Raw genomic sequence first — 14,431 nt, forward strand, 5'->3', positions numbered from 1 at the left:
CAACGGCATGTCAGCGGCGCTGCCGGCCACCGCGTGGCGCGCTCCGAGGCGCTGCGACCGGTCGTCCCAGCAGCGTGACCTCCATCAGGCGGCGCACCGTGAGTCCGGCGGCCGCGCTGGCGTCGGGGTAGACGAGTCGGCCGGTGTCCACCGCGAGGGCGAACGCGGCGTGGACGGCGTATCGCGCGCGGCCGAGCGTGAGCTCCGGCCTGGCCGCGACGGCGAGGCTGGCCCAGGATTCGACGGTGGAACGCTGAATGTTGTACAGCAGTACCGCGTCGGTGTCGGGCAGGTTGTGCCGCTCGGTGTAGTAGACGCAGGCTAATTCGGGGTTGGCGAACGAGCGGCTGACGTAGGCCTCGATGAGTTGTGCGAGCGCCTGTTCCGGGTCGGCGCTGGTGGCCAAGATGCTGGACAGGTCGCCGGAGAGTTGGTCGGCAGCACGCCGGTAATAGACGGCCAGAATGTTGGCCTTGCCCGGAAAGTACTGATAGATGCTGGCAACCGGGATGCCCACCGCCGCCGCGATGTCTTCCATCCCGGTCTCGCGATAGCCGCGTTCGTTGAACAGGCGCATCGATTCGTGCAACAGACGTTCATAGGTTCCGGCTGCGCTGGTCAGCGTCGCCGTGCGCGGCTGCTCGGATCCGCGACCGCGCTGGGTTGGCAAGTCGGCCCGCAACACCGCGGCCGAGATGTCCGCCAGCGCCGCGCGGATCTCGGAATTGCCCAGCCGCGACCGATGGTCGGTGATGCTGCCGATCACGCTCAGGGTGGCCGCCGACAGGATCCAGCGTTGCCGCGACGTGAGTTTCGGGCGAAGCCTCATCAGTGGACGCTGCAGGCGCCGGTTGATCAGTTTGATCTGTTCGGCCAGGGCGTGTTGATCGTCACCACGTAAGTAGCGGCCCTCCCAGCGATACAGTCCGCCGGCGGTGCGGTTGACGATCGTGGAGTCGATCAACGCACTGACCAGCGCGCTGAGCTGCTCTTCGGGATCGCCATCGGCGGGCAGGTCATCAGCGAACGCAGTGGCGTCGACCAGTTGCTGTCCCAGCGCCAAGAAGACTTCGCGGAACAGGTCGTACTTGCCCTGCGAGTGGCGGTACAGCGCGGCCGCGGAGATCCCGACCCGCGCCGCGATGTTTTCCATGCTGACCGCGTGATAGCCCAACTCGCTGAATGCATCGGTGGCGGCGCGGGCGATTTGGATCTTGCGGTCCTTCGGGCGCCGCTTTACTTGATCTGCGGAGGAGCGGCTAGCCGATGGCATATAGATCACCGTAGCCGCAGCAGCGGCCGTCGGGGCGATCGGTCGACAAGCGGTATCGCGGAGCCGGCAAGCCTCCCGCGCGCCGCTGGGCGCGGCGTCCTACCCGAGGTCATCAGACGTCTATCCCCGCTACGCCCCGCCGAATTCCGGGCGCAGGACCGAGCTCAGTGCGCTGAGCGGAATGTGTGGCTCGACGGCCCCTCCGTCCATGGACCATTGCTCCGATTGGCCGTACTGGATAGGCGAGTCGTGTCCCACCGGGTAGTCCGGCATGTACAGCACCAGCTCGTCGGGCGTGAGCGCCCAGGCTTTGTAGCCGCCCGAGAAGACCTTGTCCGGTGTCCACCGATCGAGGGTGAACGGATACGTTCCCGGATTGTGTTGCCATGCGGCATGGTCGAGCGCGTCCTGGATGGACGGCTCGGCCAACGGTGGAATTGCGGTCAGCGGGTCGAGGCCCGGCTTGGTGATGTCGGCCAGCTGCAACCGCCTACCGCCGGCCATGTCGAAGGTGAACGTGCGATAGGCGTTGTTGAATGCCGGGCCGTCGGCGTGGTAGTCCTCGTGGAAGGCCACGCTGAGCGCGCGTCCATGGGTGAACACCTGATAGTTCTCCTCGCCCCAGCTGTCTTGGACCATTGATGCGCCCTTGGTGCGCCAGTTGTTCATCAAATTCCGCAGGTATTCACGGATGGGTGGACCACTGGTGGGGTTCTCGACCAGGTCGCCGGGCAACGCCATCTTGATGTCGCGGACCGCCTTTCGCTCGGACAACACCGACGTGTGGCAGTACTGCCCGTCCCAATCGCCGCCGAGCTCGCCGCAAAACGACTGCGCCGAGGCCGATGCCGCCGGTGCGCTCAACACCGCGGCGGCCACCAGCGCCGCACCGGCCGAGACTCGAATCAACCGCATGACCGAAACGCCCTAGGGTAGTTCGACTTTGCTGGCCAGCCAGCGGCCGCCGACGTTTTCCATCGTCATCTTCATCCGACTTCGGTCAACCCGACCGTCGGGCCGCACGGCGTTGCTGACGGTTTGGTCGACCATCAACAACACCACCACCTTGGTTTTGCTCTCCGATTGAATCGCCGAATCCACGACGGTGCCATGGGCTGCGGCCTTGTTGTCGATGAGCAGTTGCCGAAGCTGGGCGCTGGCTTTGGTGTACGTCTCCTTGAAATCGCCTGTGGCCCCGTTGAGTACGGCCGAGAAGTTCTGGTCGACCTGGCCGGAGTCGATACTGGTGAGCACCTGGGCGTAGTCGATCGCGGTCCGCTGGGCCGCCTGCCCGGCCTGGTCCGCCGCGTGCTCGTCCCACAGCTTCCAGCCCAACCCACCGGCGAGGACGAACGCCCCGGCGTAGACGGCGGCGACAACCGCGATGCGGCCCCGACGTTTCCATCGCCAGGTGCGGCCTTTCGCGTCCTGCCCGTCGGCGTTCGCGGAGGCTTCCGGCTGGTCGTCAGGCGGGGTCTCGGTCTCTTCGCTCGTACTGCAGTCGTGGTCGGCGGTTAGTGTCACGGCGGTGTCTCCTTGCGGTGGTGAAGGGCTCGTGGGCTTAGTGGGGCGGTTCGATCGGCAGGGTCGGTCCGCCGTAGGGCGTGGGAATGGTGAAGCGTCCCTTGGGTGTTGGATCGGCGGTCTGGCCGAGGTCGGCGCCGGGGGGCGGCCCCGCGGTGTCGTCGCCGCCCGGTCGGGGCGCATTCTTGGCGCCCCGGATCAATACCTGGGGGTCGTCGTCTCGGCAGTAGGTGTACAGGAAGGGCTCGGGGTAGTCCGCCGATGACGACGGCCGCCGCGGGGTGCCGTAATCGCAGGTGTAACGCGGGTAGATGTCGGCGGTCGCCCACAGCCCATGCTCGTGCATGGTCGTCATCAGGGCCTCGAGTGTCGAGCCGCGATAGTCGGGGAAGACCGCGTTCAGCGCCGGCACGCGGAGATAGACGATCCGCGCGGTGGTGACCAGATTGGCCAGTAACCCGACCATGGTGTCGGAGTTGTCGTCGAACAGGTTGTCCACCGAGGACAGGGCGTGCGGGGTTCGATCGACGAATCTGCGGTAGCCGCCGTCCATCTTGTTCACGCCGGTCATGAGGTCCCCGATATTGCGGGACGTCGCACCCAACCCGGCGTTCTTGTCCGACAGTGTCGTCAGGACCACCCGGCTGGTCTTGAGCATGGTCACGGTCTGCGGCAGCACCGGGTCCATCGTCGACAGCAGGAAGGTGGCACCGTCGATGATGTCGGTGAGCTTCTGCGGCCCATCCTTGCTCAAACTCAGTTCGCGCTTGACGATTTCGAGCTTCTTCGGGTCGGTTTGGGCCAGCAGGCCGTCGGCGTCGGCGAGCACTTGCGACAGCGGAATCGGCGTGGTCGTGTGCTGTGGGCCGATCACGCTGCCGTTCGACAGGAACGGGCCGGCGTTGGATGCGGGCTCGAAATCGATGTACTGCTCGCCCGCAGGGGACAATCCGGAAACCCGGACCGGGCTGGCGGCGGGGATCCTGGTATTCGCATTGATATTCGCGATCACCTCGACGCCGGTGGGTACGGGCCGCAGCGATTGGATGCGCCCGACCCGGATCCCCCGGACCGCTACGTCTTGATTGGCCAGCAGCCCACCGGATTCGGGCAGCCGGATGGTGACCCGGTAGGTCGACTCGAAGGGGTCGATCCGCAGCGCCCCGATCGCCAGGTAGGTCACGCCGACGACGAGGGTCAGAGCCAGGGCAAGGCCGGACAGCCACGCGCGCCGCCGGTGTCCCGCTTTGACCGCGGCGACGATGAACCGGCCGAGGGTGTCGATCACCGCGGTGGTTCCGGAATCATGGGATCCGGCGGCGCTTGACCGGCGGGTGCCGGTGGAAGCGGCGGACCGACCGGCGTCCAAGGGCTTTGGCCCATCGGTGTCTGCGGGCCGCGGCCGACGACCCGTTCCTGTAGGCGCCACAGGACGTATTTGATGGACCCGATCATGTAGTTCCAGTCGCGGCGCATCGGTCCGTGGAACACGGGATCACCCTTGAATCCCCCCGTCTCCGCCCCGGTGCCCGGCCGCGAGCCCATCACCAGCCGGTCGAAGCTGCCGCGCACCGAAATCGCGTCGCTGGGCGTGGCTTTCACGAACGGCGGGATCAGCCTGTTGAGGCCGGCGAGGCTGGTATCGGGGCTCAACACGACGTCGTTCCATGCGGCGGCGATCGTGTTGGCGTCCTTTATTACGCTGCGGCCCGTCTTGTCGGTGCCCGCGATCGACGGGAATTTGGACAGCTGATGGGTCGTGGCGCCGAGTTCGTCTACCACGTCGGCGATTTCGTCGGCGTTGCTGGACAACACGTTGGTTGCCGGGCCGACGGCTTGCAGGATTTCGGAGAGCGCCTGGTTCTTCTGATCCAGCCGGTCGGCGAGTTCGGCCGTTTCGGTCACCGCCGCATCGATCTGCTCGGAGCGCGAATTGAGCTTGCTCAACAGCAGATTGGTCCGGTTGATCAAGTCGCCGAACGCGCGTCCCTGATCACCGGTCGCCTTGCCCGCGCCGTTGACGATGTTGGTGAAGTTGCGGACCGCGCCGCCGTTGACCAGCAGCGCGGCCGAGCTCAGCACGCTTTCCACGGTGGCGGCGGCACGGGTCGCAGGCAGCCCGATGGTGTCGCCGCTTTTCAGCAGCGGCGCGCGGGGATCCATCGGGGTCGGTGGCTTGATCGCGACGAACACGTCGCCGAGCGGTGTCGCCGATCGCAGTTCTGCGGTGCTGCCGGCCGGCACCCGCACGCCGTCCATGATGCGCATGGTGGTGACCGCGGTGTAGTTGCGCGCGACCATCGATTCGAGTTGCCCGACGTCGGCGCCGGCGAGTTTGACTTTCGCATGGGCTGGAAGGTTCAGCGCGTTGGAGAAGACCGCGTTGAGCAGGTATCCGCCATTGCCGATCCCCGGCGCGGGCAGCGGCAGGCTGGATAGCCCGTTGGTGGCGCACCCGGAACTGACCATGGCTGCGCTGAGCGCCACTACCAATTTGTGCTTGACGACGTTCATCGCTACTGCCCCATCGCCGAGAGGCCGTCGAGAATGTAGGTCAGGCCGAAATCGGGTCCGTAGTCTTGCAGTGTGCCTGTGCTGCAACCGAGTTGACGCAAGTGCATGAGATTGCAGAGCTCCTTGGCGGACTGGCTGTCGGTGAGGGCTTTGTCCAGCAGCCCGTGCACGCGGATCGCGCCGTTGTTCCGATCGACGGTGTTGTAGAGGTTTTCCAGTGTCATCGGGAGCACGTCGAGCATCTCGGACACTCCGCGCTGGTCCTCGACGATCGTCTTGGCGACGGTGTCGCCGTTGCGGACCGCCTGCTTGAGGTTGTCCCGGTTCTGCTCGATCAGCGTGGTGACTTCCTCGAGGATGCGGTTGATGGTCCGTCCGGTGGCGCCGGTGCCGAACTTCTCGTCGGCGAGCATCTGGCTGAGTTGGCGTGTGGTCGAGCCGAATTGACGCACTTTGGTGTCGTTGCGGGCGGCGGCCTCGGTGATCGAGCTGAGGTCGGTGATAATCGTGGTCAACTGCTCGCGGGTGGTCCCGCCCCGCTCGGAGCTGAGCCGCAGGGCATTGGAGAGTTGGTCGAGAGCGGACAGGATCTTCTTGCCGTTGCCGTCGGTGATGGCGACCGCGGAGTCACTGAGGTCGGCGACGGGGCCCCCACCCCTTCCGTCGCCCTTCAGCGATTTGGACACCTTGTCGAGCATGTCCAGCACGCGGTCGAAAGCCACCGGCGTCTTGGTTCGGGTGAGTCCGATCGTGTCGTGGTTCTTCAGCACCGGGCCGCCTCGGTAGGGCGGAGTGAGTTCCACCTGCCGGTCGGTGAGGATGGAGGTCGTGATGGTGACGGCGCGGGCGGCCGCCGGGATCTTGACCTTCTTGTCCACCGTCAACTCGGCCTCGACGTAGCTGCCCTTGGACGTGACCTTGCTGACCTTACCCACCGGCATGCCCAGCACCGCCACCACGTTCCCCTCGTAAAGCCCAGCGGCGCTGTCGAATTGCGCGATCACCGTCATGGTGTCCAGGCGCGACTTCACGTAGTGGCCGACCAGCCCTACGGCGATGGCGGCCAGCGCCGCGACCGCGACACTTACGGCGATGAGTTTGCGCCTGCCGGTGGTCATTTGCAGTCCTTGAAGTACTGGATCATCTTGAACTCTTTGGCGCGACCGCTGATGGCACACATCCATGAATCGATGGCGAGACCATTGGGAAGGTTGAACTCGACGACCGGCCCATAGCCGGTCGCGTTGGTCAGACCGCGCAGGGCCACGGGGGCGACTTGCAACAGGTTTCGCAGCAAGTCGTCGTGCTGGCCGACCATGTTCGTCAGCTGGTGCAGGTTTGCGAACAGCTCGTCGAGCAGCGGCCGGTTGTTGACGACGATCTTGTCGAGCTGGTCGACGAGGTCCGTCAGTCCGGCGAACATGGCGTGAAAGGTGGCCTCCCGGGCCACCAGGTGCCCAAGCAGATCCTGGCCCTGATCCATCAGATGGCCGATGTTGGTCTGCTGGCGCCGCAGGGTATTGACCACTCGCTGAGTGCTTTTCAGTAGCGTGCCGAGTTGGCCCCGACGGTCCGCGGTGATGGTCGACAGGGTCTGCAGATTCGCGACGGCCTGCGGTATCAGTGGCGGTACGCCGCCAAGCTGCTTGCCCAGCACCGCGAGCGACTGCGCGAACTGGTCGGAATCGACCTGCTCGAACGTGGTGGTGGCGTCCTCGAGTAGTGACTGCAGGTCGTAGGGCACCTCGGTGTGGCTCAGGCTGATCGTCCTGGCCGGCAGCGAGCCCGGGCCGTCGGGAACCAGCTCGAGGTAGCGCGAACCCAGGATGGTCATCACCTTGATCACCGCGCGGGTGTTCTTGCCGAGGGTGATGTTGTCGCGCACGCTCAGTCCGGCTTCGACGTGATCGCCGTCGAGCTTCATGCTGGTGACGTGTCCGACCTCGATGCCGGCCACGGTGATCGGGTTGCCGGGTCGAAGCGTGGCGGCCTGCAGGAATTCGGCGGTGTAGTGGGTGTAGCCGATGCCGAGCAGCTTGATTCCCAGCGACACCGCGACGAGGACGGCGACCAGCGCCAATCCCGCCAGCCCCAGCCAGGTCCTGTTGTATGACTCGAGCGGACGACGCCGCGACCACGGGGCCCTGAGCGAGTCAGCCATTGGCCATGTTCCTGCATCGCGGGGTATGCCACCCCATGTTCTTTGTGGTGATCGGGTAGGCGTTGCCGGGGGTGGCCGCGTTGACGATGAATGTCGTGATGTCGTTGAGCCCCGGGAAGAAGCCGGTCGCGTTCAGGTCGCACGCGTAGGCGTTGCCGTAGGAGCCCTCGCTGACGGCGCGCGCGAAACCCTTGAGCAGCAGCGGCAGGTTGTCTCCGGTGAAGGCCAGCTGGGGTTCGATGCCGACCATGTGCTTGCTGAACCCGGGCTCTCGGGTGATCAGTTCGTTCAACGACGGGTCAACGTCGTCGGCGATCGCCGAGAGCCGACGGGTCACCCGAGCGATCGAACCCACCGAGTCCTGTAGCCCCGCGCGGCGGTTGTCAAAATTGGCCACCGCATCGCGGGTTTGGTCGAGTGCACGGTCGAGGTCGTCGTTCTCGCGGGCGACGGTGTCGGTGACCTTCGTGAGGTTGCTGATCAGATCGCCCAGGGATTGATCGCGGGCGGACAGCGTTCGGGTGATCGTCGAGGTCTGCTGCACCAGTAGCGGGATCGATGCCTGATCGCCTTGCAGCGACTGCAGGACGCCCTTGGTGAGGTCGTCGGCGTCCTTGGCGTTGAGCAGGGTGAACAGCGGCTCGAAACCGTTGAGCAGCTTGCCGACGTCAAACGAGGGGTCCGTCTGCTGCACCGGTATCACGCTTCCTGCGGAAAGTGTTGCCCTGTTGCCGATCTCGCCCAGCGACAGGCCCAGGTACCGCTGGCCGATGATGTTCTGGTAGGTCACCGATGCCACGGTGTTCTCGTAGAGATGCTGATCGTTTTCGACGATGAACGAGACCTTCGCCAGTTTGCCGGTGAGCTCGATGTTTTCGACGCGCCCGACACGCACGCCGGCCATTCGGACGTCGTCACCGATGCGCAATCCGTAGACGTCGGTGAACATCGCCGCGTACGGCGTGGTCGGACCGGCCACGTCACGCCGGAGGGTGGCGTACACCATCCACGTCACGGCGATGGCGATCGCCATGAAGATCGACAGCCCGATCAACGGCCCCCGTACCTTCACTTCGGCCCGCCTACCGGTTGTGGTTGCGCGGGTTTCAACGAGACGGACGTACCGCGCGCCACCGGGCCGAGCAGCAGTTGGGTCGCCACCGACGCCGAGCGTCCCTGCCCGGTGATCAAGCCCAGCTGGTCGCGTTCGTGTTGGCTGCCAACGGGTCCGACGTTGCCGCCGAATCCCGACGGCGCGACCGCGCCGGGTGGGCCGGGGTTCGGCCCCGGCGGAGGCGGCGGCGCGTCATCGGGATCGGCGGTTCCCGGGACCCTGGGCGCCGGACCGATGGGCCACGGCCACCACGGTAAGGGCGGGTTGGGGTCTTGCAGGCTGGGGTTCGGGTTGTACAGGGGCGGTCCGACCGGAACGAGGTTGCCGTCGGGCCCAACCTGGGTGCCCGGGGGCGGCGCCAGATCCGCTGGCGGGTGATAGTTCTGCGGTAGCAGAACCTCGGGCAGGTCGGGCCGGACCGCGATGGTCGGGGCGGTATAACAGCTGGGCCCCAGCAACTGGCCGTACCGCGGGCAGTCGGCGCGGGTGTAGGTGTAGCTCGGTGTCAGCGCCAGATTGACCCGCATGTTTCCGGTGTCGAGTTCGGGATCCCATACCTCTTCGAAGAACTTGTCGGACAACCGGTTCAATCGAGTGAAGATGGGCACGAACTTGTCGCTGTGCAAGGCGAATACGCCCAGGACCGGTGTGAGGTTCTGTGTCATCTCGATCAGCTGATCGGTGTGGTTGTCGAACGCTTGGCGGTTGACCCCGATGGTGTGATGTGAACCGGTGACCAGCGAGCGAAATTGCTCCCGCTTTTCGGCCAGCGTCTGCATCGGTTTGACCGCATCATGCAGCACATCGACAAGCTCGGGTGCCGTGGACTGCAGACCCCGGGTGGCATCCAACAGCGCGGAGACCGTGGTCGGCCCGGGATCGGTGGCGACGATGGAGTTGAGCTCGTCGAGCACGCGAGTCAATTGCGCGCCGGCGGTGAGTAGCGCACTCCGGCGGTTGTTGGTGGCGGCCGCCACGGCGGCCAGAAGCCCCACGCTGTGGTCCTCGCGGCCCCGGCCGGTTGCGGCGAGGATGTCACGCAGCTTGCTGATCGTCGTCTGGAAGATCACCGTCGAAAGCTGCTGGTCTTCGGGGATTCGCGCCCCGCTGCGGATGCTCGAACCTGGTCCGCCGTCGACGAGTTGCACCGACGACACCGCGAACACATTGCTGGGCACCACGCGCGCGGTCACCGCGCCCGGAATGTCCTTGGCGTATTCGGGTTTGAGGTTGATCTGCACATAGTTGGGTTTGCCGTATGCCGCCGGGACGACGTTGTCGACGGCGCCGACGAGCAGCCCGTGATACTTCACGTCCGAGCGGGCGGGCAGGCCGTCGCCCACGTTCGTCAGCTCGGCGACCACGCGGACGTAGTCATTGAGTTTTCCGGTGGATTTCAACAAGAGGGCGCCCGTGATGAGTCCCGCGATCAGCAGCACCGTGGCGCCCATGGCCAGCAGCTGGTGATCGGAGGGTCCCCGGCCGTCGAAATCTAGCGAATTCGGCATTCAGCCACCGAATCTCGCGCCGGCGTCGATGCTCCACAGCGCCATGGTGAGCAACATGTTGACCATGATCACGACGGTGATGCTGGCCCGCATGGCGTGCCCGGCGGCCACTCCCACGCCCTCGGGCCCGCCCGCGGCATAGAAGCCGTAGTAGCACTGCACGGTGGAGGACAGCCACACGAAGACAACGCATTTGAGCACGGAATAGGCAATGTCCTTGGCATTCAGCATCATCGTGAAGTAGTGCAGGTACGGACCGATGGAGCCACCGCTGATCACCTCGGCGACCACCTGACACGTCAGGTACGTCACCGCCAGGCACGCGATGTAAAGCGGGATGACCGCGATGACAGAGGCCATCAGCCGCGTCGTGACCAGGAACGGGATGGGGCGGATGGCCAACGATTCCAGGGCGTCGATCTCTTCGGCGATGCGCATGGCACCCAGCTGCGCGGTGAAGCGACAGCCGGCCTGCATCGCGAAGGCCAGCGAAGCCATGATCGGCGCCAGCTCGCGGGTGTTGACCAGCGATGAGATGATGCCGGTCGCGGGGCCTAAGCCGAGCAGATTGAGGAAGTTGTATCCCTCCACGGCGACCAGAGCGCCAGCGGTGAAGCCGAGCACCACCGCGACGCCGGCCGTGCCGCCGCCGACCACGATCGAGCCGTTGCCCCAGGCGATGTTGGACAGCAGTTGCAGGAATTCCGTGCGGTACTGCCGCAGCACGGACGGCACGGCGAGCACGGCCCGCACGAAGAACACCAGCATGTGCCCCAGCCGCATTGTCGGGGCGGCCGCGGCCCGATAGGCGCCGACAAAGGGGCGGGCCAAGGTGGGGACGTAGGCGGACGCCGTCATGTCACAACCCGGTCCTGGGATACAACGCGTTGTACAGCTCGCTGATCCCGACGTTGACGATCATCAGCACCAGAATCGATTCCACCACGGCGGCGTTGACCGAATTCGCGACGCCCGCCGGACCGCCCTTGGTGAAAAGCCCTTTCTGACAGGCGATTACCGCCACGATGGCGCCGTAGATGACGGCTTTGAGCAACGCTACGACCATGTCTTCGGTGGTGGCGAACGACGAGAAGGTCGCCACGAAGCTCCCGGGCGCGCCGCGCTGGAAGTAGACGTTGAACAGGTAGCTGGCCAAAAACCCGACGAAGCAAGTGATTCCGGTCAGGGCAACGCCGACCATGATGGCCGCGGCGAAGCGCGGCACCACCAGGCGGCGAATAACCGAAACACCCATCACCTCCATGGCGTCGGTCTCCTCGCGCATGGTGCGGGAACCGAGATCGGCGGTGATCGCGGACCCGACGGCGGACGCCATGAGGACCGCGGCCACCAGCGAGGCGGCCTGGCGAATCACCGCGAGCCCACTGGCCGCTCCGGCGAGTGACGTCGCCCCGACCTGGTTGGCCAGCAGGGCGAACTGGATGGAGAGAGTCACCCCGATCGGCAGCGCCACCAGCACCGTCGGCAGCACCGCCGTGGCGGCCATGAACGCGCCTTGGCGGATGAACTCGGCCCATTGGAAGCGCCCGGTGAACAGGTCGACCATGCAGTACTCGATGGTGCGCAGCGCGAGGATGTACTGCTCGCCGAGGGTGTTGAGTGAGGCCAGGGGGTGCCGCACAACGTACCCCGCGGACCACTCCTGGATAGTGGCCACGCCCTCGGACGCTCGGTCATCGGTGAACGGTCGCTGTGCCCCCACGGGCGGCTATGTTAACCACTGCTCGGCTTCTGCGAAAGATCCGACTCCGTCGACTGCGTCGCCTTCGCCGCCACGTCGGGACGCGTTCTCCCACGGTGACCCGTGGTCATCCCGCTGCTTCGCCTGGTAATGGCCCCTTGACGCATCGCGGGCTTCGCGAGAAGATCCCCTACCATGGCGCTGATGTTAATGATCGTTTGGCAATGAGATAGTGGTTCGGTATTCGGTGAGCGCGGGATATCGTATTCCTGGGGAAGAGCGGATGAATCTGACGAGGTTGCGACGAGCAGGTGGCGGCCTATCGTGCGCCGGTCCAGCACTGGCCGTTGCCATCTCGCTGTCCGGATATGCCGCCGCCGATGCCGGCCAGCCCCCGCCGCCATTGCCGGTTTTCACGCCCGCGCCCAGTGAATGGTCGCCGAACTTCGACATCTGGCCGTACAACACGTTCACCGCACGGGTGACACCGGAGATGATCGGCGGAATGTCGGACTCGTGCCAGTGGTTCAAGGCGCAGTTCGAACCGCTGATGGACCAGATCAACGACTTCAACCGCTACCTCGGCGACCGGCATGACGATTACTCGGTCGGCCGCGTGCAGGGATACGCCCGCGCCGTGGTCGCCAACATCGACCAGTCGACGGCGTTCCTGGCGCCTCGAGTCAAGCCACTGATCATTACCAACCAGCCCGACAACTTCGGACCGTACTCGCCGGTTTACGGCGGTGAATCGATGACGCACTTGGCATTTCAACTGTCGCGCATCAGCGACAGCATCAAGAGAAAGGATCCGTCAGGAGTCACCCACGCGAACATCGTCTCGGCCACCGGCTGGGCGAACGCGCTTCGCGACTCCGGCGCATGCAACTGATGAATCACCGCCCAGCACTACGACCAGTCGGCAACCCGGGAACGTGGTTGGTAAGCCGCTTTCGCCTCGCCGTAGCGGATATCGGCAATGACGCGACGCATCCACCGGCGCCCACGGGCGCCGATGCCGACGAGTCCGGCGGCGATGTGACGCCGGCCGACGTATCACCCGACACGAGCGACGACGCCGAGGAGACCGCCGAGCCCGACACGGCGGGCGACAACGAGGAGCTCGCGGACGAGGTGCGCCCGGATGCCCGAAAGCCTCGCCGGTTCAACGCCGTTCGCTGGACCGCCGCGGCCGTGCTGGCCGTCTTGATCGCGGGTTCGGGTTATGAGGGCTGGCTGTTGTTTCAGCACCACCAGCGGGAGGTCGCGGCCGCCCAGGCATTGGCTGCGGCCAAGAAGTACGTTCTCACGCTCACCAGTGTGGACACCAATGCAATCGACAAGAACTTCACCGACGTCCTCGACGGGTCGACCGGTGAATTCAAGGACATGTACACCAAATCCAGCGCCCAGCTGCGCCAGACGCTCATCGACAACAAGGCGGCGGCGCATGGGAGTGTGATCGAGGCCGCGGTCCAGTCCGCCACCGAAGACAAGGTGGACGTGGTGCTGTTCGTCGACCAGTCGGTGAGCAATGGGGCCGCCCCGGCCCCTCAGCTGGATCGCAGCCGCGTCAAGGTGACCATGGAGAAGGTGGACGGCCGCTGGCTGGCCAGCAAGGTTGATCTGCCTTGAAGCTGTTGCCCTAGAGTCGACTCGAGGCCGTGGTGGTCGGGCGACGCCTTGAGCGGTGGACACGTGTGCTGGTCCCACAGCAGCGGGGTCATCGAGCGCATCCTCCGGTGAAACCGCTGTCCGTGGGTGCGGCGAGGGCGGTGTCGAGGGCGTGATCGGGCAGTTGGAACCAGGCCATCGGCTCCGGCGGTGCGGGGGGCGGTTCGGCCAGCCGGCGATGCCACCAGCCGACGTCCCACCACGTTTCGTGTTTGAAACCGACGCTGCGGAAGGTGCCAACCGGGGTGAAACCCAGCGCTTCGTGCAAGCCGACGCTGGCGGAGTTGGGTAACGCAATGCCCGCATACGCGTTGACATAGCCTTGCGCGACAAGCACATTGAATAGCGCTACGTAAAGCCGGCGGCCGTGGCCTCGGCGGTGAATCGATTCGTCCAGGTACAACGAGACGTCGACCGACCAGCGGTAGGCCTCACGCGCGCGGTGCGGACTCGCGTAGGCGTACCCCTTGACTCGATCACCGTCGGCCACGACCAGCCAGGGCAGCCGCGCGAGCGTCCTCGTCATCCGGGAGCGCATCTCGTCGGCGCCTGGGGGCGTCGCCTCGAAGGAGATCGCCGTGTCGCGCACGTAGGGCAGATAGATCTGCGCGACCGCATTTGCGTCCTGCGCCGTGGCCATTCGCACCCTCATGACCACACAACGCTAGTCGGGCGGCGATGCTTCAGGAAAAGAATTTAGCCATGAGCTTTTCGGCGATCCACCGGTGTGCGGTGTTCTGCGAGGCGACGAGTTGCCAGCGACCGTCCGCCCGCACGGCCACGCTGGTGTTCACGCGGGCGTTGCGGCGACTGCGCCGTCGTCCCGCTCTGACCACCGACGCGTTCGCGTGGATCAGCGCAACGTCGGGTGTGAGAAATCGGACCCCGACGATGTCTACTCGCAGCTGTGTTCGGTTGAGCAGCTTCCTGAAGAGCGGAACATACGATGCCGCGATGGCGT

General features: G+C 65.5%; 15 protein-coding genes. 2 read left to right on the forward strand and 13 right to left on the reverse strand.

The window, feature by feature from the left end; translation table 11 throughout:
* Positions 1-10: 10 nt before the first annotated feature.
* The 11 genes from A9W96_RS07720 to A9W96_RS07770 form a co-directional block, all read right to left on the reverse strand.
* A complete protein-coding gene (locus A9W96_RS07720; protein WP_066876490.1) occupies positions 11-1,273 on the reverse strand; it encodes a TetR/AcrR family transcriptional regulator in 1,263 nt (420 codons plus the stop codon).
* A 129-nt stretch (positions 1,274-1,402) separates the two neighbouring features.
* Positions 1,403-2,188, reverse strand: coding sequence for a mannan-binding family protein (locus A9W96_RS07725; protein WP_066861164.1), 786 nt, complete (start codon positions 2,186-2,188; stop codon positions 1,403-1,405).
* 12 nt (positions 2,189-2,200) lie between these two features.
* Positions 2,201-2,797, reverse strand: a complete 597-nt coding sequence (locus A9W96_RS07730) for an Mce protein (RefSeq protein ID WP_067138761.1) — start codon at positions 2,795-2,797, stop codon at positions 2,201-2,203.
* 37 nt (positions 2,798-2,834) lie between these two features.
* Complete coding sequence (locus A9W96_RS07735; RefSeq protein ID WP_067138775.1) at positions 2,835-4,085, reverse strand: MlaD family protein; 1,251 nt, start codon at positions 4,083-4,085, stop codon at positions 2,835-2,837.
* Positions 4,082-5,311 (reverse strand): MlaD family protein, encoded by a 1,230-nt coding sequence (locus A9W96_RS07740; protein WP_067138763.1) that lies wholly within the window; start codon positions 5,309-5,311, stop codon positions 4,082-4,084. Before A9W96_RS07740 ends, A9W96_RS07735 begins: the two co-directional genes overlap by 4 nt.
* 2 nt (positions 5,312-5,313) lie before the next feature.
* Complete coding sequence (locus tag A9W96_RS07745) at positions 5,314-6,429, reverse strand: MCE family protein (RefSeq protein ID WP_066861154.1); 1,116 nt, start codon at positions 6,427-6,429, stop codon at positions 5,314-5,316.
* A complete protein-coding gene (locus tag A9W96_RS07750; protein WP_067138765.1) occupies positions 6,426-7,472 on the reverse strand; it encodes an MCE family protein in 1,047 nt (348 codons plus the stop codon). The genes A9W96_RS07745 and A9W96_RS07750 overlap by 4 nt, the downstream gene beginning before the upstream one ends.
* Positions 7,465-8,544 (reverse strand): MlaD family protein, encoded by a 1,080-nt coding sequence (locus A9W96_RS07755; protein WP_066861148.1) that lies wholly within the window; start codon positions 8,542-8,544, stop codon positions 7,465-7,467. The genes A9W96_RS07750 and A9W96_RS07755 overlap by 8 nt, the downstream gene beginning before the upstream one ends.
* Complete coding sequence (locus A9W96_RS07760) at positions 8,541-10,094, reverse strand: MlaD family protein (protein WP_067138767.1); 1,554 nt, start codon at positions 10,092-10,094, stop codon at positions 8,541-8,543. Before A9W96_RS07760 ends, A9W96_RS07755 begins: the two co-directional genes overlap by 4 nt.
* Positions 10,095-10,952: an ABC transporter permease gene (locus A9W96_RS07765; RefSeq protein WP_066861142.1), complete on the reverse strand. Its 858-nt coding sequence runs from the start codon at positions 10,950-10,952 to the stop codon at positions 10,095-10,097.
* A gap of 1 nt (position 10,953) precedes the next feature.
* Positions 10,954-11,817 carry an ABC transporter permease gene (locus tag A9W96_RS07770; RefSeq protein ID WP_066861140.1) on the reverse strand — a complete coding sequence of 288 codons (864 nt, stop codon included), beginning with the start codon at positions 11,815-11,817 and terminating at the stop codon, positions 10,954-10,956.
* A 262-nt stretch (positions 11,818-12,079) separates the two neighbouring features.
* On the opposite strand from A9W96_RS07770, the gene A9W96_RS07775 reads away from it, so the two are divergent.
* Both A9W96_RS07775 and A9W96_RS07780 read left to right on the forward strand, forming a co-directional pair.
* Positions 12,080-12,688, forward strand: coding sequence for a hypothetical protein (locus A9W96_RS07775; protein WP_067022461.1), 609 nt, complete (start codon positions 12,080-12,082; stop codon positions 12,686-12,688).
* The gene (locus tag A9W96_RS07780) at positions 12,679-13,431 is read left to right on the forward strand and encodes an Mce protein (protein WP_067138769.1); all 753 of its coding nucleotides are present in this window, start codon (positions 12,679-12,681) and stop codon (positions 13,429-13,431) included. The genes A9W96_RS07775 and A9W96_RS07780 overlap by 10 nt, the downstream gene beginning before the upstream one ends.
* Positions 13,432-13,519: 88 nt before the next feature.
* Here the strand turns inward: A9W96_RS07780 and A9W96_RS07785 are convergent, their stop codons facing one another.
* Positions 13,520-14,110, reverse strand: a complete 591-nt coding sequence (locus A9W96_RS07785) for an arsinothricin resistance N-acetyltransferase ArsN1 family B (protein WP_067138771.1) — start codon at positions 14,108-14,110, stop codon at positions 13,520-13,522.
* A gap of 43 nt (positions 14,111-14,153) precedes the next feature.
* The coding region (locus tag A9W96_RS07790; protein ID WP_156765148.1) for an SgcJ/EcaC family oxidoreductase at positions 14,154-14,431 on the reverse strand (278 nt) is incomplete at its 5' end.

It is taken from the genome of Mycobacterium sp. 1245852.3, from assembly GCF_001669335.1.
GTDB lineage: Bacteria > Actinomycetota > Actinomycetes > Mycobacteriales > Mycobacteriaceae > Mycobacterium > Mycobacterium europaeum_A.

What these genes read in the sequence shown, in the direction of transcription:
- A9W96_RS07720 (WP_066876490.1), bottom strand. Translation starts at nt 1,273, where the DNA reads ATGCCATCGGCTAGCCGCTCCTCCGCAGATCAAGTAAAGCGGCGCCCG.
- A9W96_RS07725 (WP_066861164.1), bottom strand. Translation starts at nt 2,188, where the DNA reads ATGCGGTTGATTCGAGTCTCGGCCGGTGCGGCGCTGGTGGCCGCCGCG.
- A9W96_RS07740 (WP_067138763.1), bottom strand. Translation starts at nt 5,311, where the DNA reads ATGAACGTCGTCAAGCACAAATTGGTAGTGGCGCTCAGCGCAGCCATG.
- A9W96_RS07745 (WP_066861154.1), bottom strand. Translation starts at nt 6,429, where the DNA reads ATGACCACCGGCAGGCGCAAACTCATCGCCGTAAGTGTCGCGGTCGCG.
- A9W96_RS07750 (WP_067138765.1), bottom strand. Translation starts at nt 7,472, where the DNA reads ATGGCTGACTCGCTCAGGGCCCCGTGGTCGCGGCGTCGTCCGCTCGAG.
- A9W96_RS07760 (WP_067138767.1), bottom strand. Translation starts at nt 10,094, where the DNA reads ATGCCGAATTCGCTAGATTTCGACGGCCGGGGACCCTCCGATCACCAG.
- A9W96_RS07765 (WP_066861142.1), bottom strand. Translation starts at nt 10,952, where the DNA reads ATGACGGCGTCCGCCTACGTCCCCACCTTGGCCCGCCCCTTTGTCGGC.
- A9W96_RS07775 (WP_067022461.1), top strand. Translation starts at nt 12,080, where the DNA reads ATGAATCTGACGAGGTTGCGACGAGCAGGTGGCGGCCTATCGTGCGCC.
- A9W96_RS07780 (WP_067138769.1), top strand. Translation starts at nt 12,679, where the DNA reads ATGCAACTGATGAATCACCGCCCAGCACTACGACCAGTCGGCAACCCG.
- A9W96_RS07785 (WP_067138771.1), bottom strand. Translation starts at nt 14,110, where the DNA reads ATGGCCACGGCGCAGGACGCAAATGCGGTCGCGCAGATCTATCTGCCC.